At 72.7% G+C, this 26,832-nt stretch carries 22 protein-coding genes; 19 read left to right on the top strand and 3 right to left on the bottom strand.

The annotated features are described in order from the left end of the window. Positions 1–28: 28 nt before the first annotated feature. A complete protein-coding gene (locus NLU66_RS12495; RefSeq protein ID WP_259359993.1) occupies positions 29–508 on the bottom strand; it encodes a PaaI family thioesterase in 480 nt (159 codons plus the stop codon). Between the two features lie 104 nt (positions 509–612). On the opposite strand from NLU66_RS12495, the gene polA reads away from it, so the two are divergent. The 7 genes from polA (at position 613) to aroD (ending at position 9,840) form a co-directional block, all read left to right on the top strand. After that, positions 613–3,348: a DNA polymerase I gene (gene polA / locus NLU66_RS12490; protein ID WP_259359992.1), complete on the top strand. Its 2,736-nt coding sequence runs from the start codon at positions 613–615 to the stop codon at positions 3,346–3,348. A 248-nt stretch (positions 3,349–3,596) separates the two neighbouring features. Continuing rightward, positions 3,597–5,087 (top strand): 30S ribosomal protein S1, encoded by a 1,491-nt coding sequence (gene rpsA / locus NLU66_RS12485; protein ID WP_259359991.1) that lies wholly within the window; start codon positions 3,597–3,599, stop codon positions 5,085–5,087. Positions 5,088–5,219: 132 nt separating this feature from the next. Beyond that, entirely contained in the window at positions 5,220–6,050 is an 831-nt protein-coding gene (locus tag NLU66_RS12480) for an HAD-IIA family hydrolase (RefSeq protein WP_259359990.1), read from the top strand. A gap of 124 nt (positions 6,051–6,174) precedes the next feature. Continuing rightward, positions 6,175–7,413, top strand: coding sequence for a chorismate synthase (gene aroC, locus NLU66_RS12475; RefSeq protein ID WP_259359989.1), 1,239 nt, complete (start codon positions 6,175–6,177; stop codon positions 7,411–7,413). After that, a complete protein-coding gene (locus NLU66_RS12470) occupies positions 7,410–7,964 on the top strand; it encodes a shikimate kinase (protein ID WP_259359988.1) in 555 nt (184 codons plus the stop codon). The genes aroC and NLU66_RS12470 overlap by 4 nt, the downstream gene beginning before the upstream one ends. Continuing rightward, the gene (gene aroB / locus NLU66_RS12465; protein WP_259359987.1) at positions 7,961–9,043 is read left to right on the top strand and encodes a 3-dehydroquinate synthase; all 1,083 of its coding nucleotides are present in this window, start codon (positions 7,961–7,963) and stop codon (positions 9,041–9,043) included. The genes NLU66_RS12470 and aroB overlap by 4 nt, the downstream gene beginning before the upstream one ends. A 5-nt stretch (positions 9,044–9,048) precedes the next feature. Then, entirely contained in the window at positions 9,049–9,840 is a 792-nt protein-coding gene (aroD, locus tag NLU66_RS12460; protein WP_259359986.1) for a type I 3-dehydroquinate dehydratase, read from the top strand. A 22-nt stretch (positions 9,841–9,862) separates the two neighbouring features. Here the strand turns inward: aroD and NLU66_RS12455 are convergent, their stop codons facing one another. Further along, the gene (locus tag NLU66_RS12455) at positions 9,863–10,741 is read right to left on the bottom strand and encodes a trimeric intracellular cation channel family protein (protein ID WP_259359985.1); all 879 of its coding nucleotides are present in this window, start codon (positions 10,739–10,741) and stop codon (positions 9,863–9,865) included. A 112-nt stretch (positions 10,742–10,853) separates the two neighbouring features. Between NLU66_RS12455 and coaE the strand changes: the two genes are divergently transcribed. The 3 genes from coaE (at position 10,854) to NLU66_RS12440 (ending at position 14,342) form a co-directional block, all read left to right on the top strand. Beyond that, entirely contained in the window at positions 10,854–11,516 is a 663-nt protein-coding gene (gene coaE / locus NLU66_RS12450) for a dephospho-CoA kinase (protein ID WP_259359984.1), read from the top strand. Between the two features lie 9 nt (positions 11,517–11,525). Beyond that, complete coding sequence (gene uvrB / locus NLU66_RS12445) at positions 11,526–13,631, top strand: excinuclease ABC subunit UvrB (RefSeq protein WP_259359983.1); 2,106 nt, start codon at positions 11,526–11,528, stop codon at positions 13,629–13,631. 165 nt (positions 13,632–13,796) lie between these two features. After that, positions 13,797–14,342 (top strand): hypothetical protein, encoded by a 546-nt coding sequence (locus tag NLU66_RS12440; protein WP_259359982.1) that lies wholly within the window; start codon positions 13,797–13,799, stop codon positions 14,340–14,342. A 21-nt stretch (positions 14,343–14,363) separates the two neighbouring features. Here the strand turns inward: NLU66_RS12440 and NLU66_RS12435 are convergent, their stop codons facing one another. Next, on the bottom strand, positions 14,364–15,092 hold the full coding sequence (locus NLU66_RS12435; RefSeq protein ID WP_259359981.1) for an MBL fold metallo-hydrolase: 729 nt from the start codon (positions 15,090–15,092) through the stop codon (positions 14,364–14,366). Between the two features lie 85 nt (positions 15,093–15,177). On the opposite strand from NLU66_RS12435, the gene uvrA reads away from it, so the two are divergent. From uvrA to secG, 9 genes are all read left to right on the top strand, one after another. Continuing rightward, the gene (uvrA, locus tag NLU66_RS12430; protein ID WP_259359980.1) at positions 15,178–18,036 is read left to right on the top strand and encodes an excinuclease ABC subunit UvrA; all 2,859 of its coding nucleotides are present in this window, start codon (positions 15,178–15,180) and stop codon (positions 18,034–18,036) included. A gap of 5 nt (positions 18,037–18,041) precedes the next feature. After that, the gene (gene uvrC, locus NLU66_RS12425) at positions 18,042–20,048 is read left to right on the top strand and encodes an excinuclease ABC subunit UvrC (RefSeq protein ID WP_259359979.1); all 2,007 of its coding nucleotides are present in this window, start codon (positions 18,042–18,044) and stop codon (positions 20,046–20,048) included. A gap of 85 nt (positions 20,049–20,133) precedes the next feature. Then, positions 20,134–20,976 (top strand): RNase adapter RapZ, encoded by an 843-nt coding sequence (gene rapZ / locus NLU66_RS12420; protein ID WP_259362588.1) that lies wholly within the window; start codon positions 20,134–20,136, stop codon positions 20,974–20,976. After that, entirely contained in the window at positions 20,973–22,070 is a 1,098-nt protein-coding gene (locus NLU66_RS12415; RefSeq protein WP_259359978.1) for a gluconeogenesis factor YvcK family protein, read from the top strand. The genes rapZ and NLU66_RS12415 overlap by 4 nt, the downstream gene beginning before the upstream one ends. After that, the gene (gene whiA, locus NLU66_RS12410; protein WP_259359977.1) at positions 22,054–23,052 is read left to right on the top strand and encodes a DNA-binding protein WhiA; all 999 of its coding nucleotides are present in this window, start codon (positions 22,054–22,056) and stop codon (positions 23,050–23,052) included. The genes NLU66_RS12415 and whiA overlap by 17 nt, the downstream gene beginning before the upstream one ends. A 260-nt stretch (positions 23,053–23,312) precedes the next feature. Further along, the gene (gene gap / locus NLU66_RS12405; protein ID WP_137770852.1) at positions 23,313–24,317 is read left to right on the top strand and encodes a type I glyceraldehyde-3-phosphate dehydrogenase; all 1,005 of its coding nucleotides are present in this window, start codon (positions 23,313–23,315) and stop codon (positions 24,315–24,317) included. 105 nt (positions 24,318–24,422) lie between these two features. Then, the gene (locus tag NLU66_RS12400) at positions 24,423–25,625 is read left to right on the top strand and encodes a phosphoglycerate kinase (protein ID WP_259359976.1); all 1,203 of its coding nucleotides are present in this window, start codon (positions 24,423–24,425) and stop codon (positions 25,623–25,625) included. Beyond that, entirely contained in the window at positions 25,622–26,398 is a 777-nt protein-coding gene (gene tpiA, locus NLU66_RS12395; RefSeq protein WP_259359975.1) for a triose-phosphate isomerase, read from the top strand. The genes NLU66_RS12400 and tpiA overlap by 4 nt, the downstream gene beginning before the upstream one ends. Before the next feature lie 138 nt (positions 26,399–26,536). Continuing rightward, positions 26,537–26,785 (top strand): preprotein translocase subunit SecG, encoded by a 249-nt coding sequence (secG, locus tag NLU66_RS12390; protein WP_137770849.1) that lies wholly within the window; start codon positions 26,537–26,539, stop codon positions 26,783–26,785. The last annotated feature ends 47 nt before the right edge of the window (positions 26,786–26,832 follow it).

The raw sequence follows: 26,832 nt of genomic DNA, 5'->3' as shown, positions 1-26,832 counted from the left end.
GGACCGGGTCGAGCGGGTCCCGGCCGCCTCAGCGCGGCGGCAGGAGCATGGTCTGCACCGTGACGGTGCTCAGGAGCGCACCGGCCTCGTCGTGCACGTCCACGAGGTAGCTGGCCGTCTGCCGGCCGGAATGGCGCACGGTGCACACGGCGCGCACCTCGCCGGCCCTCCCCGAGCGGTGGTGCAGCGCGGAGACGGAGGTCCCCACGGCCTGCGCCCCCTCGCCGTGCACCTCACGTGCCCGCAGGATCGCCGCGAAGGACGCGACCGACTCCGCGAGCGCGATCGTGGCCCCGCCGTGGAGCAGGCCGGCGGGCTGGGTGTTCCCCGCGACCGGCATCGTCATGACGCCGCCGTCGGCGCCGAGCGAGACCAGGCGCATGCCCAGGAGCTCCACGAGCGTGCCGCGCGTGGACTCCTCGAGCTGGGTGCGCAGGCCCTCGGGCATCGCGGCGAGCGGGGTGCCGGGGGAGTCCGCGGCGGCCGGGCGGGGAAGCTGTTCGTCCATGCCCCGAGCGTGCCACAACGGCCCGGCCTGCGAGGCCCGGGCCCGCGACGGTTGCGGTTCCGGGGGACGGGCGGATGTCGCCCGGGCGTGGGAGGATGCTCGCCATGAGCGCGAGCGACATCACCGACGCCCCCGGGACCACCGACCCCGGGGAGCGGCGCATCCTCCTCATCGACGGCCACGCGATGGCCTTCCGCGCCTTCTTCGCGCTGCCGGCGGACGGCTTCAGCGACGGCCGCGGGCAGGCGACGAACGCCGTCTACGGGTTCACGCGCATGATCTTCAACGTCGTCCAGTCGGAGCGGCCCACCCACGTGGTCGTGGCCTTCGACCTGCCCGGCGGCACCTTCCGCGACCGGATCTACGACCAGTACAAGGCCGGCCGCGACGAGACCCCGCAGGAGTTCAAGGGGCAGATCGGACTCATCCAGCAGGTGCTCGACGCGCTCGGCGTCGCCTGGCACACCGTGCCGGACTACGAGGCGGACGACATCATCGCGACCCTCGCCACGCGCAACGCCGCGGAGGGCATCGAGGTCTCGATCGTCTCGAGCGACCGCGACGCGATCCAGCTCGTGGGGGAGCGGGTCACCCTGCTCCAGCCCGTCAAGGGCGTCACCGAGATGAAGCGCATGACCCCGGCCGCGGTCGAGGAGAAGTACGGCATCCCGCCGGAGCGCTACCCGGACCTCGCCGCCCTCGTCGGCGAGCAGGCGGACAACCTCCCCGGGGTGCCGGGCGTGGGCCCCAAGACCGCGGCGAAGTGGATCGTGCAGTACGGCGACCTCCCGGGCATCCTCGCCCATGCCGAGGAGATCAAGGGCAAGGCGGGCCAGTCCCTGCGCGACCACGTCGAGGACGTCGAGCGCAACCGCCGGATGAACGCCGCCGTCACCGATCTCGACCTCCCCCCGCTCGAGGGCTGCCTGCTGGGCCGCGGCGACGCCGCGGCCGCGAGCGCCGTCTTCGACGACCTCGCCTTCGGCCCGACCATCCGCAAGGACCTCCCGGCGGTGCTGCTCGACGCGAGCACCGCGGAGGACGCGGCCGCCGAGGCCGCGCGCGAGCTGCCGCCGATCTCCCGCCCCGGCTCCGAGGATCTGCCCGCCCTGCTCGAGGGCGAGCTCGCCGGCGGCGCCGCGCTCGTCGTGGAGGGACGCTGGGAGCTCGGGGAGGGCGACGCCCACCAGCTGGCGCTCGCCACCGAGGAGTCGATCGCCGTGATCGACCTCGCCGGGCTGGACGACACCGCCGAGCGGGCCCTCGCCGCCTGGCTCGCGGACGCCGGCATCCCGAAGTCCGCTCACGACACGAAGCTCGCGACCCATCAGCTGGCAGGGCGCGGGCTCGAGGTCGCCGGCTGGGCGACGGACCTCGCGATCGCCGAGTTCCTGTGCCGTCCCGACCAGCGCCCCGTGGACGTCGCCGCGCTCGCGCTGCGCCACCTCCAGGAGGACCTCCAGGTGACGACCGCGGCGGCGCAGCAGGAGCTCGACCTCGGGGCCGGCGACGAGGACGCCGCCGCCCGTGATGCCGAGCAGCTCGGCCGCACCGCGGACGCCGTCCGACGGCTCGCGGAGTTGCTGCGGGCCGAGCTCGAGGAGCGCGGGGCGACCTCCCTGCACGACGACCTCGAGCTGCCGCTGTCCCAGGTGATCCGGGTCATGGAGGCCGCCGGGATCGCGGTCGAGGACACGGTGCTCGCGGAGCTCGACGCCGAGCACGAGACCCGGCAGGCGGAGGTCGCCGAGTCGGCCTTCTCCCACCTCGACGGCGATCGCATCAACCTCGGCTCGCCCAAGCAGCTCCAGGAGGTGCTCTACGAGCGCCTGGGCCTGCCCAAGGGTCGCCGCACGAAGACGGGCTACAGCACGAACGCGGAGACCCTCGCGGACCTCCTCGACAAGACGCAGCACCCCTTCCTGGTGGACCTGCTCGCGCACCGCGACGTGACGAAGATGCGGCAGATCATCGACACCCTGCGGCGGTTCATCGCCGCGGACTCGCGCATCCACACGACCTTCCACCAGAACATCGCGGCGACCGGCCGGCTCTCCTCGAACAACCCGAACCTCCAGAACATCCCGGCCCGCACCGAGGAGGGGCGCCGGATCCGCTCGGCCTTCCGCCGCTCCGACGGCTACGTCGCGCTCATGACGGCGGACTACTCGCAGATCGAGATGCGGATCATGGCCCACCTCTCCGAGGACGAGGGGCTCATCGAGGCCTTCAACTCGGGGGAGGACCTCCACCGCTTCGTCGCCTCGCGCGTGTTCTCCGTGGAGCCGGAGGAGGTCGACGGCGCCATGCGCTCGAAGACCAAGGCCGTGAGCTACGGCCTCGCCTACGGGCTCTCCGCCTTCGGCCTCGCCCGGCAGCTGCGCATCTCCCAGGGGGAGGCGACGGCGCTGCGCGACGGCTACTTCGAGCGCTTCGGCGGGGTGCGCGACTACCTCCGCGAGAGCGTCGAGAAGGCCCGTGCGACGGGCTACACCGAGACGATCCTCGGTCGCCGCCGCTACCTCCCGGACCTCACGAGCGACAACCGCCAGCGCCGCGAGAACGCCGAGCGCGTCGCGCTGAACTCGCCGATCCAGGGCAGCGCGGCGGACATCATCAAGCTCGCCATGCTGCGGGTGGACGCGCTGCTGCGCGAGCACGGCCTCGCCTCACGGGTGCTGCTCCAGGTGCACGACGAGCTCGTGCTCGACGTCGCCGAGGGCGAGGAGCAGCGGCTGCGCGAGCTCGTCGCCGAGGGGATGGGCTCCGCGTACACGCTCTCGGTGCCGCTGGAGGTGGGCATCGGCGTGGGCGAGGACTGGCTCGCCGCCGCCCACTGATCCCGGCGGCGGACCGGACCGCGTGCAGGAGGTCACAGTCCGCATCCGCGCAGGGGAGGGCTGCGTCCTCGCACGGAGCGGGCGCGGCTGGTAAGGTGACGGGGGTCTGTGCGCCTTCGCGCATCGATCCGCCCCCACGGATCGCCCCCGAGCACGGCTCAGCCCGAGCACGGATCAGGGTGGTCCCGAACGGGCACTGCACGTCCACCGTACCTACTCATTCCTGTCCCGACGGAGTTCCTGACTACATGACCGAGACCACGACCCCCCAGATCGCCATCAACGACATCGGCGGCGCCGACGAGCTCATGGCCGCCATCGATGCCACCATCAAGTACTTCAACGATGGCGACATCGTCGAGGGCACCGTGGTGAAGGTCGATCACGACGAGGTCCTCCTGGACATCGGCTACAAGACCGAGGGCGTCATCCCCTCGCGCGAGCTGTCCATCAAGCACGACGTCGACCCCGGCGAGGTCGTCGGCGTCGGCGACGAGATCGAGGCCCTCGTCCTCCAGAAGGAGGACAAGGAAGGCCGTCTGATCCTGTCCAAGAAGCGCGCCCAGTACGAGCGCGCCTGGGGCACGATCGAGCAGATCAAGGAAGACGAGGGCGTCGTCACCGGTCGCGTCATCGAGGTCGTCAAGGGCGGCCTCATCGTCGACATCGGCCTGCGCGGCTTCCTCCCCGCCTCCCTCGTCGAGATGCGTCGCGTCCGCGACCTCCAGCCGTACGTCGGCCAGGAGATCGAGGCGAAGATCATCGAGCTCGACAAGAACCGCAACAACGTGGTCCTGTCGCGCCGCGCCTACCTGGAGGAGACCCAGTCCGCGGTCCGCTCCGACTTCCTGCAGACCCTCCAGAAGGGCCAGGTCCGCGAGGGCGCCGTGTCCTCGATCGTCAACTTCGGCGCGTTCGTCGACCTGGGCGGCGTGGACGGCCTCGTGCACGTCTCCGAGCTGTCCTGGAAGCACATCGACCACCCGTCCGAGGTCGTCGAGGTCGGTCAGAAGGTCAAGGTCGAGGTCCTGGACGTCGACATGGACCGCGAGCGCGTCTCCCTGTCGCTGAAGGCGACCCAGGAGGACCCCTGGCAGCTCTTCGCCCGCACCCACGCCATCGGCGAGGTCGTGCCCGGCAAGGTCACCAAGCTGGTCCCCTTCGGCGCGTTCGTCCGCGTCGAGGACGGCATCGAGGGCCTCGTGCACATCTCCGAGCTGGCCCAGCGTCACGTGGATCTGCCCGAGCAGGTCGTCACCGTGGACCAGGACGTCTTCGTCAAGGTCATCGACATCGACCTCGAGCGTCGCCGGATCTCGCTGTCCCTCAAGCAGGCCAACGAGGGCGTGGACCCGGAGGGTGACGACTCGACCTTCGATCCCGCGCTCTACGGCATGGCCGCCGAGTACGACGCCAACGGGGAGTACAAGTACCCCGACGGCTTCGACCCGGAGACCAACGAGTGGCTCGAGGGCTACGACGCCCAGCGCGAGGAGTGGGAGGCCCAGTACGCGGCCGCCTACGAGCGCTGGACCGCGCACAAGGCCCAGGTCGCCGAGGCGATCAAGGCTGACGAGGAGTCCGCGAACGCCCCGGCGGCGAGCGCCTCGACCTCCTCGTCCTCCTCGGCCCCTGCGGCCCCGGCGCAGGCGTCCTACCAGTCGGCGTCGTCGGACGAGGGCACCCTCGCCTCCGACGAGGCGCTGGCGGCGCTCCGCGCGAAGCTCACCGGCAACTGATCCCCTGATCAGCGCCCGCTCCGGCGGGCACGCCTGAGGAACGGCCCGATCCCCGGAAGGGGGTCGGGCCGTTCCGCGTCCCGGGGGAGGGGCAGGTCGCCGCGAGTGCTCGCGGGCGTGCACACTAGGGGCATGAACACCGGTTTCGACGAGTCCCCGATCCACAGCTGGCTCACCGACATGGACGGCGTGCTCGTCCACGAGCAGTCCGCCCTCCCCGGCGCGGCAGAGTTCATCGCCGAGCTCCAGCGCTGCGGTCGGCCCTTCCTCGTGCTGACGAACAACTCGATCTTCACCCCGCGCGATCTCGCGGCCCGGCTCTCCCGCGCGGGCATCGAGCTGCCCGAGGAGTCGATCTGGACGAGCGCGCTGGCGACCGCCCGCTTCCTCGCGGAGCAGGAGCCCGGGGCGAGCGCCTACGTGATCGGCGAGGCCGGGCTCACGAGCGCCATGCACCAGGAGGGCTTCATCCTCTCCGACACCGACGTGGACTTCGTGGTGCTCGGCGAGACCCGCACCTACTCCTTCGAGGCGATCACCCGGGCGATCCGCCTCGTGGGGCAGGGCGCGAAGTTCATCGCCACGAACCCCGACGTCACCGGGCCGAGCGCCGAGGGGCCGCTGCCGGCCACGGGATCCGTCGCCGCGATGATCACCGCCGCGACCGGGATCTCCCCGTACTACGTGGGCAAGCCGAACCCGCTCATGATGCGCACCGCGCTGAACCGGATCGGGGCGCACTCGGAGACCTCCGTGATGATCGGCGACCGGATGGACACCGACGTGAAGTCCGGCCTCGAGGCGGGCATGCGCTCGATCCTCGTGATGACGGGCTCGACGCGCGCCGACCAGATCGAGCAGTACCCCTACCGGCCCACCGTGGTGCTGGACGGCATCGCCGATGTCGTCCCGCTCGTCGAGCAGCTCACCCCCGGGATCTCCGAGGAGCTGGGCGAGGACTGACCCGGTCCGGGCCCGGAGCCGGGGAGACAGGCGCTCCCGGCGCTCCGGGACCCGGCCGACGGGCCGCCCGGGGCGCTCTGGACGAGGAGGCCGGGGCCTGCGGCGACGTGAGAGAATCGGGGCCATGCTGCGCTGGCTCACGGCCGGGGAATCCCACGGCCCCTCCCTCATCTCCCTGCTCGACGGCGTCCCCGCCGGGATCGAGCTGACCGGCGACGACCTGCGGGCGGCGCTCGCACGTCGTCGCCTCGGCCACGGCCGCGGGAGCCGTCAGAAGTTCGAGCAGGACGTGCTCACGATCCACGGCGGTCTCCGCCACGGGCTCACGATCGGCTCCCCGCTCGCGATCGAGATCGCGAACTCCGAGTGGCCCAAGTGGGAGAAGGTCATGAGCGCGGACCCGGTGCCGCGCGAGGATCTCGTGGTGGACGCCGGCACCGGCGACGAGCGGGAGATCGCCCGGAACCGGCCGCTCACCCGCCCCCGTCCCGGCCACGCCGACCTCTCCGGCATGCTCAAGTACGGCTTCGAGGACGCCCGTCCGGTGCTCGAGCGGGCGAGCGCCCGCGAGACCGCCGCGCGCGTGGTCGCCGGCCGGGTCGCCGCCGCCCTCCTCGAGCAGGCCGCGGGCATCCGCCTCGTCTCCCACACGCTCTCCGTGGGCGCCGTGCGCGTCCCCGAGGACGCCCCGCTGCCCGCGCCCGAGGACGCCGCACGCCTGGACGAGGATCCGCTGCGCTGCTTCCACGCGGAGACCTCCGCGGCGATGGTCGCGGAGGTCGACGCCGCGAAGGAGGACGGCGACACCCTGGGCGGCATCGTCGAAGTGCTCGCCTACGGCGTTCCCGTCGGCCTCGGCTCGCACACGCAGTGGGACCGCAAGCTCGACGGTCGGCTCGCCCAGGCCGTCATGTCGATCCAGGCGATGAAGGGCGTGGAGATCGGCGACGGCTTCGCGACCGCCGCCCGCCGCGGCTCCGCCGCCCACGACGAGATCCTCGTCCCGCAGGAGGACGGCTTCGGCCGCGTCACGAACCGCGCCGGCGGTCTCGAGGGCGGCATGAGCAACGGCCAGGTGATCCGCGTGCGCGGCGCCCTCAAGCCGATCTCGACCGTCCCGCGCGCGCTGCGGACCGTCGACGTCGCCACGGGCGGCGAGGCCACCGCGAACCATCAGCGCTCGGACGTGTGCGCCGTCGCTCCCGCCGCCGTGATCGCGGAGGCCGTCGTCGCGCTGACCCTCGCCGACGCCCTCCTCGAGAAGGCCGGCGGCGACAGTATCGAGGAGATCCGCGCGCACCTCGCGGGCACCGCGGAGCTGCAGGAGCACCTGAGCGCACGGCGCCCGGACCCGGCCTCGTGAACGACGGGCCCGGGACCGGGCCGCTCGTCATCCTCATGGGGCCGATGGCGGCAGGGAAGACGAGCGTGGGGCGGTCCCTCGCCGCGCGCCTCGGCGTGCCCTTCGCCGACCTCGACGAGCTCATCGTCGCCGCCGCCGGCCGCGGCATCCCGGCGATCTTCGAGGACCGCGGCGAGAAGGGGTTCCGCGCGCTCGAGGCGGAGGTCCTCGCCCGCGCCCTCGAGGAGCAGCCCGGGGTGCTCGCCCTGGGCGGCGGTGCCCCGCTCCGCCCGGAGTCCGGGGAGCGGCTCCGCGGCCGGCCCGTGGTGCTGCTCGAGATCGACGAGCAGGCCGCGGCGCGTCGTCTGGGCCGCGGCGCGGGCCGGCCGATGCTCGCGGGGGACGACCCGCTCGAGCGCTGGCGGCGCCTCATGGAGGAGCGGGGTCCCGTCTACCGCGACCTCGCCGCGCACCGGGTCGACGCCGGCCGCGGGAGCCCCGGGCACGTGGCCCGCACCATCATCAGCACGCTGGGGCTGTCGGCCCCCGGCGCCGAGGAGGAGAACGCATGAGCACCACCACGATCCCCGTGACCACACCGACCGGCGGCTACGACGTGCTCGTGGGCCGCGGTCTCCTCGCCGAGATCCCGGCGCTCGTGCCCGAGGCGACGCGTCGCGTGCTGATCGTGCACCAGCCGCCGCTGCGGGAGGTCGCCGAGCAGATCCGCGAGAGCCTCGTCGGCTCCGGCCGGGAGGCCTTCGCCGCGGAGATCCCCGACGGCGAGGAGGCGAAGACCGCCCAGGTCGCCGGGTTCCTGTGGGGCGTGTGCGGGCAGGCGGAGATCGGCCGCCAGGATCTCGTGATCGGCCTCGGAGGCGGCGCCGCGACGGACCTCGCGGGCTTCGTCGCCGCGTCCTGGCTGCGTGGCATCGCGGTGCTCCAGGTGCCCACCACGGTCGCCGCGATGGTCGACGCCGCCGTCGGCGGGAAGACCGGGATCAACACCTCCGAGGGCAAGAACCTCGTGGGCGCCTTCCACCCGCCGATCGCCGTCGTCGAGGACCTCGACGTGCTCGCGGGCCTCGGCGGGAACGATGTCGCGGCGGGGCTCGCCGAGGTGGTCAAGGGGGGCTTCATCGCCGACGAGCGGATCCTCGAGATCATCGAGGAGGACCCCCGGGCCGTCCTCGACGTCACCTCCGACGCCTTCCGGGAGGTCGTCGAGCGCAAGATCCGGATCAAGGCCCGCGTGGTCTCCGAGGACCTCACCGAGCAGGGGAACCGCGAGATCCTCAACTACGGCCACACCCTCGGCCATGCGATCGAGCGCAACGAGCGCTACCAGTGGCGCCACGGCGCCGCCGTCGCGGTCGGGATGATGTTCGCCGCGGAGCTCTCGCACCTCGCGGGCAAGCTCTCCGAGGCGGACGTGGACCGCCACCGCTCGGTGCTCACCTCCCTCGGCCTGCCGACGACCTACCGCGACCGCCAGTGGCCGAAGCTCGAGGACGCCATGAAGCGGGACAAGAAGACCCGCGCGGGCGTGCTGCGCTTCGTGGTCCTGGACCGCATCGGGACCGTCAGCCGCCTCGAGGGGCCGGACCCGGCCCTCCTGCTCGCCGCCTACGCGGCCGTCACCGCGGACTGACCGTCATGGCCGCCCCGACCCTCACCGTGCGCGGCACGGAGCTCGGCGCCGGAAGGCCCGAGATCATCGTGCCCGTCGCCGGGGACGACGAGGCCGCGCTGCTCACGCACCTCGCGGCCGCCCGGCGGGCGCCGGCGCGGATCGTCGAATGGCGCACCGACCGCTTCGCCCGCGGGGCCGGCACCGCCGAGCACCGGGCGGCCGTGCTCGCGGCGCTGCCCGGGGTGCGGGAGGCGCTCGGCCCGGAGCGCGCGCTCCTGCTCACGCTGCGCACGAGCGCCGAGGGCGGGGACCGGGAGATCACCGATGACGATCTCGCCGCCCTCCTGATCGGTGCGATCCGGGCCTCCTCCCCGGACGGCGCGCCGCTCGTGGACCTCGTCGACGTGGAGACCGCGCGGGACGCGGGCGCCGTGCGCGCCGTGGTCGAGGAGGCCCGTGCGCGCGGGGTGGCCGTCGTCGGCTCCTTCCACGACTTCACCGGCACCCCGGGGGAGGCGCGGATCGTGGAGATCCTGCGCGGTCAGCGGGCGCTCGGAGCGGACCTCCCCAAGGTCGCCGTGACCCCGCGCGATGCGCGGGACGTGCTCGCGCTGCTCGGGGCGAGCCTCACGGTCGCAGCCGACGCCGCGGGGCCGCACCTCGCGATCTCCATGGGGTCGCTCGGCGCGGTGAGCCGGGTCGCCGCGGAGACCTTCGGCAGCGCGGCGACCTTCGCGAGCGCGGGCGAGGCCTCCGCCCCCGGTCAGCTGGATGCCGAGGACGTCTCGCGCCTCCTCGCCCTGCTGCGTCCCTGATCCCCGGATCCTGACAGGGGGATCAGCGCCGCTCGGGATCGGCGGGGTCCCGGAACGGGTTGATGCCGTCGAGGGCGACGTCCTGGCCGAGCACCCGGTCCTCGTACGCGGCGGCGTCGTCGTCGGCGATCGTGACGTCGTCCGCGAGGTCGTCGTGGCCGACGCCGACCACGGGGACCGTGCCGGTCTCCGCGGCGACGCGGGACCGCTCGCTGCGACGCACCCGCCGCACGAACGCCTTCATCTGCGCCGCGGACATCGTCACCTGCCAGCCGCCGTGCGCGGGGAGCGTCCAGCGCCGCCAGGCGGCGAGCCCGGCGAGCAGGGCACCTGCGGCGACCGCGACGAGCACCCACGCGGCCGGCACGTGCAGAGCCACGACGCCCCACGTGCCCACGGCGGTGATCAGGGCGCCCGTCGCGTAGAGCGGGCCGCCGCCGAAGATCGCCGGGATCCGCCCCACGAGCACGTCCCGGATCACCCCGCCGCCCACCGCGCTCGTCACGCCGAGCAGGATCGCCGGCAGCGGGTCCAGCCCGTAGCCGATGGCCTTCGCGGTGCCGGTCGCGGCCCACAGCGCCATCGCCATGATGTCCAGCACCGTCACGAGGTGTCGCCACCAGGCGCCCTCGGGGGAGAGCAGGAAGGTGACCGCGGAGCCCGCGAGCGCGCACGTGAGGTAGCCGGCGCCGGAGAACGCCGCGGGCGTGCCGTAGTCCAGCACGAGGTCGCGCACGATCCCGCCGCCGAGCGCCGCGACGATCCCGATGATCGCGAAGCCCACGGCGTCGAAGTTCAGGCGCGCCGCGAGGGCGCCCGCCGCGACGCCCATGATGAACACGCCGAGCAGGTCCAGGGCGCGCAGGAGGTCGTTGGAGACCAGGAGCTGCAGAGGATCCACGGGCCCGACGGTAGTCGCCCGGGGGCGGGCGCGCCCGTGGTCGTCGGTGAGAGGTGCCGGGCACCACTCCGCCGGTGGGACGGCGGGGGACGCGCCCCGTAGCATCGGGGCCATGGAGCGCACCGCCACCCGCGAGGGGTCCCCCGTCCGTCTCGGGCTCACGGGCGGCATCGGCGCCGGGAAGTCCACCGTCGCCGCGATCTGGCGGGAGCGGGGCCTGCGCGTGGTCGACCTCGACGCGCACTCCCGGGCGGTGCTCGACGTGCCCGGCGCCGGGGTCGAGGAGGCGATCGCCCGCTTCGGCGAGGAGTACCGGCAGGACTCCGGGACCGTGGACCGCGCGGCGCTCGCCCGCCTCGTCTTCGCCGACCCCGGCGCCCGTGCGGACCTCGAGGCGATCGTGCTGGGCCGCGTCGACGAGGCCGTCGCCGCGGAGGAGGTGCAGGCGCGGGAGGCGGGGGAGGGCGTCGTCGTGCACGACAGCCCGCTGCTGCTCGAGAAGCGTCACGACGCGGGGGACCGCTATGCCGCCGTGGTCGCCGTGCTCGCGCGGCGCGAGGACCGCATCGACCGGGTGGTCCGCGACCGGGGGCGGGAGCGGGGCTACGCGGAGTCGGTCATGGCGGCCCAGGTGAGCGACCTCGAGCGGATTCGCCGCGCGGACCGCCTGGTGCTGAACACGGGGGACGAGCAGGTGCTGCGAGGGCGGGCGCTGCACGCCCTCGAGGCGGTGCTCGCGGAGCTCGGCGTGTCGTCGGTCGGCCCTGCGACGTAGGCTCGACCCATGCGTCCTGTCACCGATCTCGTCCGTTCCGAGCATCCCTTCGAGGTCGTCTCCGAGTACACGCCCTCCGGCGACCAGCCTGCCGCGATCGACGAGCTCGCGCGCCGCATCGAGAGCGGCGAGCAGGACGTCGTGCTGCTCGGCGCGACCGGCACCGGCAAGTCCGCGACGACCGCCTGGCTGATCGAGAAGCTCCAGCGGCCCACCCTGGTGATGGCGCACAACAAGACTCTCGCCGCGCAGCTCGCGAGCGAGTTCCGCGACCTGCTGCCCAACAACGCGGTCGAGTACTTCGTCTCCTACTACGACTACTACCAGCCCGAGGCGTACGTCCCGCAGTCGGACACCTACATCGAGAAGGACTCCTCGGTGAACGCGGAGGTCGAGCGGCTCCGGCACAGCGCGACCAACTCGCTGCTCACCCGCCGAGACGTCGTCGTGGTCTCCTCCGTCTCCTGCATCTACGGCCTGGGCACGCCGCAGGAGTACGTGGACCGGATGGTGCAGCTGAGCCGCGGCGACCAGGTGGACCGCGACGAGCTGCTGCGCCGCTTCGTGGACATGCAGTACGACCGCAACGATGTCGCCTTCGAGCGCGGCACCTTCCGGGTGCGCGGCGACACCGTCGAGATCATCCCGATGTACGAGGAGCTCGCGATCCGCATCGAGTTCTTCGGGGACGAGATCGACGCGCTCTACACGCTGCACCCGATGACGGGGGAGGTCATCCGCGAGGAGGACCACATCCACATCTTCCCCGCCTCCCACTACGTCGCCGGTCCCGAGCGGCTCTCCCGCGCGATCGGCACGATCGAGACCGAGCTCGAGGAGCGGCTCGAGGAGCTCGAGGGGCAGAACAAGCTGCTCGAGGCCCAGCGGCTGCGGATGCGCACGAGCCACGACCTCGAGATGCTGCGGCAGACGGGCTCCACCAACGGCGTGGAGAACTACTCGCGTCATCTCGACGGCCGCGGCCCCGGCACCCCGCCGAACACGCTCATGGACTACTTCCCGGAGGACTTCCTGCTCGTCATCGACGAGTCGCACGTGACGGTCCCGCAGATCGGCGCGATGTACGAGGGGGACCGCTCCCGCAAGCGCACCCTCGTGGACTTCGGCTTCCGCCTGCCCTCCGCGCTCGACAACCGGCCGCTCACCTTCGGGGAGTTCACCGAGCGCACCGGGCAGACGGTCTACCTCTCGGCGACCCCGGCGCAGTACGAGCTGGACCGGTCCGACGGCGTCGTCGAGCAGATCATCCGCCCCACGGGCCTCGTGGACCCCGAGGTGATCGTCAAGCCCGTCAAGGGGCAGATCGACGACCTCCTCGAGCAGATCCACGAGCGGGTCGAGAAGGACGAGCGCGTGCTCGTCACGACCCTCACCAAGCGGATGGCGGAGGACCTCACCGACTACCTGCTCGAGAACGGCGTGAAGGTCCAGTACCTGCACTCCGACGTCGACACCCTGCGCCGCGTCGAGCTGCTGCGCTCGCTGCGCACGGGCGAGTTCGACGTGCTCGTGGGCATCAACCTGCTGCGCGAGGGCCTGGACCTGCCGGAGGTCTCACTCGTCGCGATCCTCGACGCGGACAAGGAGGGCTTCCTCCGCTCGCGCACCTCGCTCATCCAGACGATCGGCCGTGCGGCCCGCAACGTCTCCGGCCAGGTGCACATGTACGCGGACAGGATCACCGACTCCATGGAGGAGGCGATCGACGAGACCAACCGCCGCCGGGCGAAGCAGATCGCCTACAACGAGGAGCACGGGATCGACCCGACGCCGCTGCGCAAGCGGATCGCCGACGTCACAGACATGCTCGCCCGCGAGGACATCGACACCGACACCCTCCTCGCGACCGACTACCGCTCCGGCAAGGAGCGTGTGCAGCGGGACCGGGCCCGCTCCCAGGCCGTCGACGCGGTCACGGCCCGGACGGTCGACCTCGGCGACGACCCCGTCGGCGCGCTGACCGCGATGATCGACGAGCTGACCGCGCAGATGCACCAGGCGGCGGAGTCCCTGCAGTTCGAGGTCGCGGCGAAGCTCCGCGACGAGGTGCAGGGGATGAAGAAGGAGCTCAAGGCGATCCAGCGCTCCTCCTGAGCTCCGACCGGCGGTGACCTCGGGCCCGACGACGCCTCGGCGACCTGGGTCGCCCGGGCGCCGACCATGGTCGGGGGTCGCAGGGGAGGGGCGGCGCCTAGCGTCGTGGGGACCGGCCCGGTCCGCGCCCCGACCGTCCGGGCCCCTGCCTCGGAAGGACCCCTCATGACCCGGACCCGCCGCTCCCGACCCTGCGACCTCGCGATCCAGGCCGTGGCCTCGGCCTCCCTCGGCACCCTTCCCCTCCACCGCGCGCCGCGCCCCCTCCGCGCGGCGATGGTCTGGGGACCGGCCGTGCTGACGGCCGGGGTGATGGCGCGCGCGCTGCTGCGGGGACCCGCCGAGCCCCGTCCGGTCGACGTCGATGCCGTGGCCGACGGCGACGCCGATGCCCGTCGGCCCGAGGTCGAGGGCGTGCCCGCGCCGGATCCCGCCGAGGAGGTCGAGGCGTGGACCCGCCCGCCGCTGGCGATGGTGGTGCTCATGCCGATCGCGTTCGGCGGGTTCGTGGGCGCGGCGAGCGCGGCGGGCATCCGCGCGGACCGCTGGGTGGAGGAGACGCTGCGGCGTCACGGTGCCCCGGCGCCGCGACTGATCATCGGCGCCGCCTCCGGCGTCCTCGTCACGGGGCTGACCCTGCTCGAGGAGCGGGTCGAGGACCGCGACGACGCCGATGGAGCCGAGGGGCCGGGAGCGGCCGGCGACGCCTGAGCGCCGCGCGGCGGCATCGGCTCACCAGCCGCGCTCGCGCCACTGCGCCAGCGCAGGACGCTCGTCGCCCAGCGTGGTGCCGTCCCCGTGCCCGGGGTGCACCCGCGTGGCGTCGGGGAGCACGGCGAAGACCCGCTCCTCGACGTCGTCGATGAGCTGTCCGAAGCGCACCGGGTCGTGATCGGTGTTGCCGACGCCGCCCGGGAACAGGGAATCGCCCGTGAACAGGTGGTCGCCGTGCTCGCCGCCGCGCCAGAGCAGCGCGATCGAGCCGGGGGTGTGCCCGCGCAGCGCGATCACCTCGAGCTCCGCCTCCCCGACCCGCACGCGGTCGCCGTGCGCGAGGGACGCGTCGATCGCCGTGCCCGTCTGCTCCCGGATCGCGACGGCGTCCTCCGCCCCGGCGGCCGTGCGGGCACCGGTCGCGGCGACGACCTCCGCGAGCGCGCCGATGTGGTCGTGATGACGATGGGTGGTGACCACCTGGTCGAGCCGGGCCCAGGCGTCGCCCGCCGCGCCGCCGCCGGCCTCGCCGGCGCCCTCGGCGAGCAGCGCCCGCAGCCGGTCCGGCTCGGCGGCGGCGTCGATCAGGAGCTGCTCCCCGGTCGCCGTGCAGGTGAGCAGGTAGGCGTTGTTGTCCATCGGGCCCACCGAGGCGGTGCGCAGGATGAGCGGGCCCAGCGGGTGGACCGCATCGGCGCCGTGGGGGAGTGGGGTCGCGGGGTCGCTGTTCTCGCTGCGGGTGCTCATGGGACCAGTCTCGCGCACGACGACACGGGTGATCCTCTCGACGAACAGTTGTTCGAACGTGGGGGTGCGCTCGTAGGATGTGCGGGTGACTGATTCCCTCGTCGTCCGCGGTGCACGCGAGCACAACCTCAAGAACATCGACATCGAGATCCCCCGCGACAAGCTCGTGGTGTTCTCCGGCCTGTCCGGCTCCGGCAAGAGCTCCCTGGCCTTCGACACCATCTTCGCCGAGGGCCAGCGCCGCTACGTGGAGTCGCTCTCCGCCTACGCGCGCCAGTTCCTGGGCCAGATGGACAAGCCGAGCGTGGACCTCATCGAGGGCCTCTCCCCGGCGGTGTCGATCGACCAGAAGTCCACGAACCGGAACCCCCGCTCGACCGTCGGCACGATCACCGAGATCTACGACTACCTGCGCCTGCTGTTCTCCCGCACCGGCGTGCAGCACTGCCCGAAGTGCGGGGAGCGGGTCTCCTCGACCTCCGCCGAGCAGATCGTCGACATCCTGCTCGACCTCGAGCCCGGCACCCGGTTCCAGCTCATGGCCCCCGTCGTCCAGGGCCGCAAGGGCGAGCACGCGGATCTCCTCAGCTCGCTCCGCTCGCAGGGCTATGCCCGCGCCCGGATCGACGGCGAGGTGCGCCGTCTCGACGAGGACCTCAGCCTCGACAAGAAGTACAAGCACACGATCGAGGTGATCGTGGACCGCCTCGCGGCGAAGCCCGACGCCCGCCGCCGGCTCACCGACTCGGTGGAGACCGCGCTGCGCCTCGCGGAGGGGCTGCTGCTCGCCGACTTCGTCGACCGCGACGAGGACGATCCCCAGCGCACCCGCAAGTTCTCCGAGAAGCGCGCGTGCCCCAACGGGCACCCGATCGAGATCGACGACATCGAGCCCCGCACCTTCTCCTTCAACGCCCCCTACGGCGCCTGCCCCGAGTGCACGGGCCTGGGCTCCCGCCTCGAGGTGGACCCCGAGCTCGTCATCCCCGACGAGGACCTCACCCTCGCCGAGGGCGCGATCGCCCCCTGGGCGATGGGCAGCAGCGACCACCACCAGGAGATGATGGCGGCGCTCGGCCAGGAGCTCTCCTTCTCCCTGGACACGCCGTGGCGCGCGCTCCCCGAGCGGGCCCGCGAGGCGCTCCTGCACGGCAAGGACTTCGAGGTCCACGTGCGCTACCGCAACCGCTTCGGCCGCGAGCGCACCTACTCCACCGGCTTCGAGGGCGTCATGCACTTCCTCGAGCGCCGCCACTCCGACACCGAGTCGGACTGGGCCAAGGACCGCTACGAGCAGTTCATGCGCGAGGTGCCCTGCCCCGCCTGCCACGGCACCCGCCTGCGCCCCGAGGTGCTCGCCGTGACCGTGGGCGGCCGCTCGATCGCCGAGGTCTGCGACCTCTCGATCCGCGAGGCCCTCGACTACGCGACCGGCCTCGAGCTGGGCGTGCGCGAGGCCGCCATCGCCGACGAGGTCCTCCGCGAGGTCCGCTCGCGGCTCGGCTTCCTGCTCGACGTGGGCCTGGACTACCTCTCGCTCTCCCGCGCGGCCGGCACCCTCTCCGGCGGCGAGGCCCAGCGCATCCGCCTCGCCACGCAGATCGGCTCCGGCCTCGTGGGCGTGCTCTACGTGCTCGACGAGCCCTCGATCGGCCTGCACCAGCGCGACAACGAGCGCCTCATCGGCACCCTCACGCGGCTGCGCGACCTCGGCAACACCCTCATCGTCGTCGAGCACGACGAGGACACCCTCAACGCCGCCGACTGGGTCGTCGACATCGGCCCGCTCGCGGGCGAGCACGGCGGCGAGGTCGTCCACTCCGGCACCGTCGAGGACCTGCGCAGCAATGCGCGCAGCCTCACCGGGCGCTACCTCTCCGGGGATCTCGAGATCCCGCTCCCGGAGAGCCGCCGCCGGGTGGACAAGGGGCGCATGCTCAAGGTCGTCGCGCCCGCGGCGAACAACCTGCGCGGCGAGGACGTCTCCTTCCCGCTCGGTGTGCTCACGGCCGTCACGGGCGTCTCCGGCTCGGGGAAGTCCTCCCTCGTCAACGACATCCTCTACTCGGTGCTCGCCAAGGAGCTCAACCGCGCCCGCGTGGTGCCCGGCAAGCACAAGCGCGTCACGGGCCTCGAGCACCTCGACAAGGTCGTGCACGTGGACCAGTCGCCGATCGGCCGCACGCCCCGCTCGAACCCCGCGACCTACACGGGCGTCTGGGACCGGGTGCGCACCCTCTTCGCGCAGACCGCCGAGGCGAAGGTGCGCGGCTACACCGCCGGGCGCTTCTCCTTCAACGTCAAGGGCGGCCGCTGCGAGGCCTGCTCGGGCGACGGCACGCTGAAGATCGAGATGAACTTCCTGCCGGACGTCTACGTCCAGTGCGAGGTCTGCCACGGCAAGCGCTACAACCGCGAGACCCTCGAGGTGCACTTCAAGGGCAAGAACGTCGCCGAGGTGCTCGAGATGTCGATCGCCGAGGCGCTCGAGTTCTTCGACGCGGTGCCCGCGATCCGCCGCCAGATGCAGACCCTCGTGGACGTGGGCCTCGGCTACGTGCGCCTCGGCCAGAGCGCGACGACCCTCTCCGGCGGCGAGGCGCAGCGCGTGAAGCTGTCCTCGGAGCTCCACAAGCGCTCCAACGGCCGCTCGATCTACGTGCTCGACGAGCCCACGACGGGCCTCCACTTCGAGGACGTCCGCAAGCTGCTCGAGGTGCTGAACGGGCTCGTGGACAAGGGCAACACCGTCATCGTCATCGAGCACAACCTCGACGTCATCAAGAGCGCCGACCACATCATCGACCTCGGTCCCGAGGGCGGATCGGGCGGCGGCCGGATCGTCGCGACCGGCACCCCCGAGCAGGTCGCGACGGTCGAGGGCTCCTGGACCGGGCACTTCCTCGCCCCGATGCTCGGGGCGGGCCGCGCGGGACGGGGCTGATCCGCATGGCGGACCCGTCGACCTACCGTCCCCCGGCGGGGACCATCCCCACCTCGCCGGGGGTCTACCGCTTCCGCGACGCGGACGAGCGCGTGATCTACGTGGGCAAGGCGAAGAACCTCCGCCAGCGCCTGTCCAACTACTTCCAGGACCTCTCCGTCCTCCACGAGCGCACCCGGCGCATGGTCACGACCGCCGCGCGGGTCGAGTGGACCGTCGTCGGCACGGAGGTCGAGGCGCTCACCCTCGAGTACACCTGGATCAAGGAGTACGACCCGCGGTTCAACGTCAAGTTCCGCGACGACAAGTCCTACCCCTTCCTCGCCGTGACGATGGGGGAGAAGGTCCCCCGGGTGCACATCACGCGGAGACCGCGCGCGAAGGGCGACCGGACCTTCGGCCCCTACCCGCAGGTGGGCGCGATCCGCGAGACCCTCGACCTCATGCTGCGGGTGTTCCCCGTGCGCTCCTGCAGCGCCGGGGTCTACCGCCGCGCCGAGCGCTCGGGCCGGCCCTGCCTGCTCGGCTTCATCGGCAAGTGCTCGGCGCCCTGCGTGGGGGACATCTCGGAGGAGGACCACCGCCGGCTCGCCGAGCGCTTCAGCGACTTCATGGCCGGCAACACCGCCGCCTACACGAAGGACATCGAGCGGCGCATGCGGGAGGCCGCCGCCGCGATGGACTACGAGACCGCCGCGTCCCTGCGCGACGACCTGCAGGCGCTGAACAAGGTCATGGAGAAGAACTCCGTGGTCCTCTCCGACGCGACCGACGCGGACCTCCTGGGCCTCGTCCAGGACGAGCTCGGGGCCTCCGTCCAGGTGTTCCACGTGCGCGGGGGGCGGATCCGCGGCCAGCGCGGATGGACCGCGGAGATCCTCGACGAGTCCGAGCCCGAGGACCTCATCGAGCGCGCGCTCACGACGCTCTACGCGGAGGGCTCCGCGCCCCGCGAGGTGCTCGTCCCCGTCCTCCCGCGGGACGTGGAGCAGGTGCGCGGGATGCTCGGCGCCGGCGTGGACCTGCGGGTCCCGCGCCGCGGGGAGAAGAAGGACCTGCTCGGGACGGTCACGAAGAACGCCGAGGAGGCGCTGCGCCTGCACCGGCTGCGGCGCACGGGGGACCTCACCTCCCGCACGAAGGCGCTCGAGGACCTCGGCGAGGCGCTCGACCTGGCCGAGCCGCCGCTGCGCATCGAGTGCTACGACATCTCCCACTCGCAGGGCACCAACGTGGTGGGCTCGCAGGTCGTCTTCGAGGACGGCCTGCCCCGCAAGAGCGAGTACCGCCGCTACTCCGTCCACGGCGCCGCAGCCCGGGACGACACCGCGTCGATGTACGACGTCATCCTGCGCCGCATGAGGCACCATCTCGACCCGCCCGAGCCGGCGGTGGACGAGCAGGGCGCTCCCCGGCGCTTCGCCTACCCGCCCTCGCTGCTGCTCGTGGACGGCGGGCCGCCCCAGGTCGCCGCCGCGCAGCGCGCCCTCGACGACCTCGGCATCACGGACGTCGCCCTCGCCGGCATCGCGAAGCGCCTCGAGGAGATCTGGCTGCCGGGGGAGGAGTACCCCGTGATCCTCCCGCGCACGAGCGAGGCGCTGTTCCTCGTGCAGCGGCTCCGGGACGAGGCGCACCGCTTCGCGATCACCTACCACCGCTCCAAGCGGGGCCGGGCCATGCAGGCGAGCGCCCTCGACGGGATCGCCGGGCTCGGCGCGGCGCGCCGTCGGGCGCTGCTGGACCGCTTCGTCACCGTCTCCGCGATCCGCGAGGCGGAGCCCGAGCAGCTCGAGGAGGTCGACGGCATCGGCCCCGCGCTCGCCGCCAGGATCAGCGCCGCGCTACGATCCGATCAGGGGAGCGCGCCGGCGGAGGCCGACGGCGCCGCTGATCCCGAGGCCATCGGCCTCAGCATCGACATGGCCACCGGCGAGATCCTGGACCCCGCCCCCGGCGGGGACGCGCAGGAGCCCCGCCCCGACCCGGAAGGAGCCCCCGGTGACCGCTGATCGTGCCGATCGCGCCGATGACGCCACCGCCGAGCCCGGCGCCCTCGACGAGCCCGCGGGACCCGCGTCCCGCGGCGACGTCGTCATCATCACCGGCCTCGCCGGATCCGGTCGCGAGACGGCCGCCCACGCCCTCGAGGACATGGGCTGGTACGTCGTCTACAACATCGTCCCGCAGCTGATCCCGCGCCTCGTGGAGCTGCAGGCCTCGGCGGAGGGCCGCGACTACCGCGTGGCCGTGGTCGTCGACCCCCGCTCGGGCCCCTTCTTCGCGGAGCTCTCCGACGTCGTCGCCGAGCTGCGCCGGTCCCAGCACCGGCTCCGCCTGGTGTTCCTCACGGCCGACGAGGCCACCCTCGTGCGCCGCTTCGACTCGGTGCGCCGGCCCCACCCCCTGCAGGGGGAGGAGGGCGTGCTCGAGGGCATCCGCCGTGAGCGGGAGATGCTCGCCGCCTATCGGCGCATGGCGGACCTGGTCATCGACACGTCGCCGCTGAACGTCCACCAGCTGACGATGAAGATGCGCTCCACCTTCGGCACGAGCGCGGAGACGCGGCTCACGGTGACCATGCTGTCCTTCGGCTTCAAGTACGGCATCCCGCTCGAGGCGGACCACGTGAGCGACGTGCGCTTCATCCCCAACCCGTACTGGGTGCCCGAGCTGCGCGCCCTGCGCGGCACCGACCAGCAGGTCTCCGACTTCGTGCTGCGGGACGCCAACGCGGGCGAGTTCGTCGAGAAGTACCTCGAGATGATCACCCCGGCGCTGCGGGGGTACGTCTCGGAGAACAAGCACTTCACGACCCTCGCGATCGGCTGCACGGGCGGCAAGCACCGCTCCGTCGCCGTCGCCGAGCGGATCGGCGAGGAGCTGCGCCGCGCCGGCCACGCGGTGCGGATCCGGCACCGGGACCTGGGGCGCGAATGAGCATCGCGCACCGCTCCGGGGGCGTGCGCCCCTCCGTCTCCTCCCGTGCCGCCTCCGCGCGCGCCGCCCGGCGCCGCCGCGGGGAGGGCGAGCCGCTGCGCGTGGTCGCCCTGGGCGGCGGGCACGGCCTCGCGGCGAACCTGCGGGCCCTGCGCCTGCTCGCCGACGACATCACCGCGGTGGTCACCGTCGCGGACAACGGCGGCTCCTCGGGCCGCCTGCGCACGGAGATGCCCGTGCTGCCGCCCGGCGATCTCCGCATGGCCCTCGCGGCGCTGTGCGAGGACTCCGAGTGGGGGTCCATCTGGGGTGAGGTCATCCAGCACCGCTTCGCGACGACCGGGGAGCTCGACGGCCATGCCCTCGGGAACCTGCTGATCGTCGCCCTGTGGCAGATCCTCGAGGACCCCATCGAGGGGCTCGACCAGATGGGGGAGCTGCTCGGCGCGCGCGGTCGCGTGCTGCCGATGGCCCTGGACCCGCTCCACATCGAGGCGGACGTCCGCGAGGCGGGCGGTGAGCTGCGCACGATCCGCGGGCAGTGGCAGGTCGCGACCGCGGAGGGGCGCGTGGAGCAGGTGCGGCTGGACCCGCCGCGCCCGCGCGTCCCCGAGGACGTCCTCGAGGCCATCGAGCGGGCGCACTGGGTGATCGTGGGCCCCGGCTCCTGGTACACCTCGGTGCTGCCGCACCTCATGATCCCCGAGATCGCCGAGGCGCTGCGCTCCACCTCCGCCCGGCTGTGCGTGACCACGAACCTCTCCGTGGGGCAGCAGGAGTCGGAGGGCATGTCGAGCCTCGACATGCTCGACGTGCTGCTCCATCACGCGCCGGGCCTCCGGTTCGACGCCCTCGTCGCGGACCCGACCGCGCTCGAGGACGTCCTCGAGCTGGCCTCCGTGGCCGAGTCCCGGGGCATCCGCACGCTGCTGCGGCAGGTCTCGACCGGCGACGGCACCCCGCAGCACGACCCCGTCCGGCTCGCCGCCGCGTACCGTGACGTCTTCGCCGACGTCTACGGCGACGTGGACGGGCCGTCCGATCCCACCGGTCCCACCGAACCCGAGGAGGACGCCCATGGCGCTGACCGCTGACGCCAAGGAGGAGCTGAGCCACCTGGAGGTGACCCGGCCCTCGGCCCGCAAGGCGGAGGCCGCGGCGATGCTGCGCTTCGCCGGGGGACTGCACCTCGTCGGGGGGCAGGTGGTGGTCGAGGCGGAGCTGGACTCCGCGGCGGTCGCCCGCCGGCTCCACCGCACGATCGCGGAGATGTACGGCCACCGCGCCGAGCTGGGTGTGCTGCAGCCCTCGGGCATCCGCCGCTCGACCCGCTACATCGTCCGTGTCGAGCGGGAGGGCGGTCAGCTGGCCCGCCAGACGGGTCTCATCGATGCCGGCGGTCGTCCCGTGCGCGGCATGCCGCCGACGGTCGTGGGCGGTGCCGCGGTGGATGCCGAGGCCGCCTGGCGCGGCGCCTTCCTCGCCCGCGGCACGCTCACCGAGCCGGGACGGTCCTCCGCGCTCGAGCTGTCCTGCCCGGGTCCGGAGGTGGCCCTCGCGATGGTCGGCGCGGCCCGCCGCCTCGGCGTCGCCTCGAAGGCGCGGGAGGCGCGCGGCGCCGATCGGGTGGTGCTGCGCGACGGGGACGCGATCTCCGCGCTGCTCGCACGGATGGGGGCCCAGCAGACGGTCGTGGTCTGGGAGGAGCGGCGCACCCGCCGCGAGGTGAAGGCGACGGCTCACCGGCTCGCGAACTTCGACGACGCGAACCTGCGGCGCTCCGCCCGGGCCGCGGTCGCCGCGGGGCAGCGGGTCCAGCGCGCGCTCGAGATCCTCGGCGACGAGGTCCCCGAGCACCTGCGCACGGCCGGGGACCTGCGCCTGGAGCACCGGCAGGCGAGCCTCGAGGAGCTGGGGCGGCTCGCGGACCCGCCGATGACGAAGGACGCCGTCGCCGGCCGCATCCGACGTCTGCTCGCGATGGCGGACAAGCGCGCCGAGGACCTGGGGATCCCGGGCACCGAGGACGGCGTGGACGAGGAGCATCTGCCGCCCTCGCCCGACCAGGAGCGCTGAGCGTCCGGAGCCCGTCGGCCCGCGGCGCCGTCGCAGGCGGGGCGGCCCGGGACCGAGGTCCCGCGCCGGGTGCCCGGGCGCCGGTCCGTCCCACGGAGTGTGCACGCCGTCCCGCTCCTCGGACGGACAGTGATGTGGATGACCCTCCTCATTGATAGGATCACCGCGGTCGTCGGCCCAACCGGCGTCCTCTCGAGCGTACGACGGGGTGCGCGCCATCAGTCCACACCCGCAGACACCCTGCGGAACGAGGAGGAACCGTGACCATTAAGGTCGGAATCAACGGATTCGGTCGCATCGGGCGCAACTTCCTGCGCGCTGCTCTCAAGCAGGAGGCCGACATCCAGATCGTCGGCGTCAACGACCTCACCGACAACGCGACCCTCGCGAACCTCATCAAGTACGACTCCATCGGCGGCGTCCTGCCGTTCGACGTCTCGCACGACGAGGACTCCATCACCGTCGGTGACCTGACGTTCAAGGCGTACGCCGAGCGCGACCCGAAGAACATCCCCTGGGGCGAGATCGGCGCGGACGTCGTCATCGAGTCCACCGGCATCTTCACCGACGCCGAGAAGGCCAAGGCCCACCTCGAGGCCGGCGCCAAGAAGGTCATCATCTCCGCCCCGGCGAAGAACGAGGACGCGACCTTCGTCATCGGCGTGAACGAGGGCGACTACGACCCCGCCGCGCACACCATCGTCTCGAACGCCTCCTGCACCACCAACAGCCTCGCGCCGGTGGCGAAGGTGCTCAACGACGAGTTCGGCATCGTCAAGGGCCTCATGACGACGATCCACGCGTACACCTCGGACCAGGTCCTCCAGGACGGTCCCCACAAGGACCCGCGCCGTGCACGCGCCGCCGCCCTGAACATCGTCCCCACCACCACCGGTGCGGCCAAGGCCGTCGCCCTGGTGCTGCCGGAGCTCAAGGGCAAGCTGGACGGCTACTCCCTGCGCGTCCCGGTCCCCACCGGCTCGATCACCGACCTGACCTTCGAGGCGAGCCGCGAGGTCACCGCCGAGGAGATCAACGCCGCGATCAAGAAGGCCGCCGAGGGCCCCCTCAAGGGCATCCTGCGCTACACCGAGGATCCGATCGTCTCGAAGGACATCGAGGGCGACCCGCACTCGTCGATCTTCGACGCGCAGCTGACCAAGGTCAACGGCAACCTCGTCAAGGTCTTCACCTGGTACGACAACGAGTGGGGCTTCTCCAACCGCCTCGTCGAGCTCTCGCAGCTCGTCGGCAAGTCCCTCTGATCCTCCCCGGATCATCGACGGAGCCCGTCCGGAGCTGAGTCGCCCCCGGCGACCCGGCGTCCGGGCGGGCTCCGCCCTGTCCACCCCACCCTGCGAGGAGCTCTCGTGCTGAAGACCATCGATTCCCTCGGTGACCTGCGCGGCCAGCGCGTCATCGTGCGCGCCGACCTCAACGTGCCGCTGGACGGCACCACCATCACCGACGACGGCCGCATTCGTGCGGCGCTGCCGACCCTCACCCGCCTCGTCGAGGCCGGCGCGAAGGTCGTCGTCGTCTCCCACCTCGGCCGCCCCAAGGGCGCGCCGGAGGAGAAGTACTCCCTGCGACCGGTCGTCTCCCGCCTGGGCGAGCTGCTCGGCCAGGAGGTCGCCTTCGCCGAGGACACCGTGGGCGACGCGGCCACCGCGACCGTCGGCGCGCTCGAGGAGGGCCGCGTGGCCGTCCTCGAGAACCTGCGCTTCAACGCGGGCGAGACCGCGAAGGACGACGCCGAGCGCCTCGCCTTCGCGCAGCGGCTCGCGGCCCTCGGCGACGCCTTCGTCTCCGACGGCTTCGGCGTGGTCCACCGCAAGCAGGCCTCCGTCTACGAGCTCGCGACGCTGCTCCCGGCCGCGGCCGGCGAGCTCGTGCTCCGCGAGGTCGAGGCGCTGCGCAAGGTGACCGACGAGCCCGAGCGTCCCTTCGTGGTCGTCCTCGGCGGCGCGAAGATCGCCGACAAGCTCGGCGTGATCGACAACCTGCTGGGCAAGGCCGACCGCATCCTCATCGGCGGCGGCATGGCGTACACCTTCCAGAAGGCCCAGGGCCTCGAGGTCGGGAAGTCGCTGCTGGACGAGTCCAAGGTCGAGGTGGTCAAGGAGTACCTCGACCGTGCGGCGGCGAACGGCGTCGAGCTGATCCTCCCGGTGGACACCGTCGTCGCCCCCGAGTTCTCCGCGGACGCCACGCCGACGGTCGTCGCCGCGGACTCGATCCCCGCGGACCAGGAGGGCATGGACATCGGCCCGGAGACCGCGAAGCTGTTCGGGGACAAGATGGCGGACGCCGCCACCGTGTTCTGGAACGGCCCGATGGGCGTCTTCGAGTTCCCGTCCTTCGCGAAGGGCACCGCGGCGGTCGCGGAGTCCCTCGCCTCGGCCCCGGGCTACACCGTGGTCGGCGGCGGCGACTCCGCCGCGGCCGTGCGCACCCTCGGCGTGGCCGAGGACCGTTTCTCGCACATCTCCACCGGCGGCGGTGCGAGCCTCGAGCTCATCGAGGGCAAGGAGCTGCCGGGCATCGCGATCCTCGAGGAGGGCAAGGCATGACCACCCGCACCCCGCTCATGGCGGGCAACTGGAAGATGAACCTCGACTGGAAGCAGGGCCTCGCCCTCGTCGAGGACCTGGGCGACGCGCTCAAGGGCCTGGACACCTCGGCCGTCGAGGCCGTCGTGCTGCCGCCCGCGGTGGACCTGCGCACCGTGCAGACCGCCGTGGACGCCGGGAAGCTCCCGATCGCCTACGGCGCCCAGGACATCTCCGAGCACGAGTCCGGCGCCTACACCGGCGAGATCTCCGGTGCGATGCTGACCGCCCTCGGCGCGACCTACGTCGCCGTCGGCCACTCGGAGCGCCGCCAGTACCACGGCGAGACCGAGCAGGTCACGAACGCCAAGGTGAAGGCCGCCTTCGCGGCGGGCCTCACGCCGATCCTGTGCGTGGGCGAGCCGCTCGACGAGCGCAAGGCCGGCAAGCAGGTCGAGTTCTCCCTCGCGCAGGTCGAGGGCGGCCTCGAGGGCCTCGACGCCGAGCAGGTCGCGAGGACCGTCATCGCCTACGAGCCCGTGTGGGCCATCGGCACCGGCGAGGTCGCCACCCCGGACGACGCGCAGGAGGTCTGCGCCGCGATCCGCGAGTGGGTCCGCACCGTCCACGGCGACACCGCGGCGGACGCCGTGCGCGTGCTCTACGGCGGCTCGGTGAAGTCCTCGAACGTCGCCGAGCTCATGCAGCGCCCGGACGTGGACGGCGCCCTCGTGGGCGGCGCCTCGCTGAAGGCGGACGAGTTCGCGAAGATCGTCCGGTACCAGGACGCCTGAGCGATCGCTCACCCGGTCGCCGGGGCCCCGGCGACCTCGACGCTGTGACGGGCCGGACCCTGCGGGGTCCGGCCCGTCCGCGCACCGTGCCGTATCCTTGACCGGTACGTCCGACCCCTGTGGAAGGTGCACTCCCTCGTGGATCTCAGCCTCATCAAGACCATCCTCCTGGTGCTGCTCGCCGTGACGAGCCTGCTCCTGGTGCTGCTCGTCCTCCTGCACAAGGGGCGCGGCGGCGGTCTCTCCGACATGTTCGGCGGCGGCGTCTCCTCCTCCGCGAGCGCCTCGGGCGTCGCGGAGCGCAACCTCAACCGCCTCACGGTGACCGTGGCGATCCTCTGGGGCGCGTGCTGCGTGGGCCTCGGGATCCTCGAGCGCATGCTCTGACCCGGCCGCCGGCGCCCGCCGCGTGCGGCGCCGCACCGAAGACGAAG

The sequence above is a fragment of the Brachybacterium sp. NBEC-018 genome, from assembly GCF_024860185.1.
GTDB classification, from domain to species: Bacteria; Actinomycetota; Actinomycetes; order Actinomycetales; family Dermabacteraceae; genus Brachybacterium; species Brachybacterium rhamnosum.
This window is presented reverse-complemented; position numbering and strand designations above follow the sequence as displayed.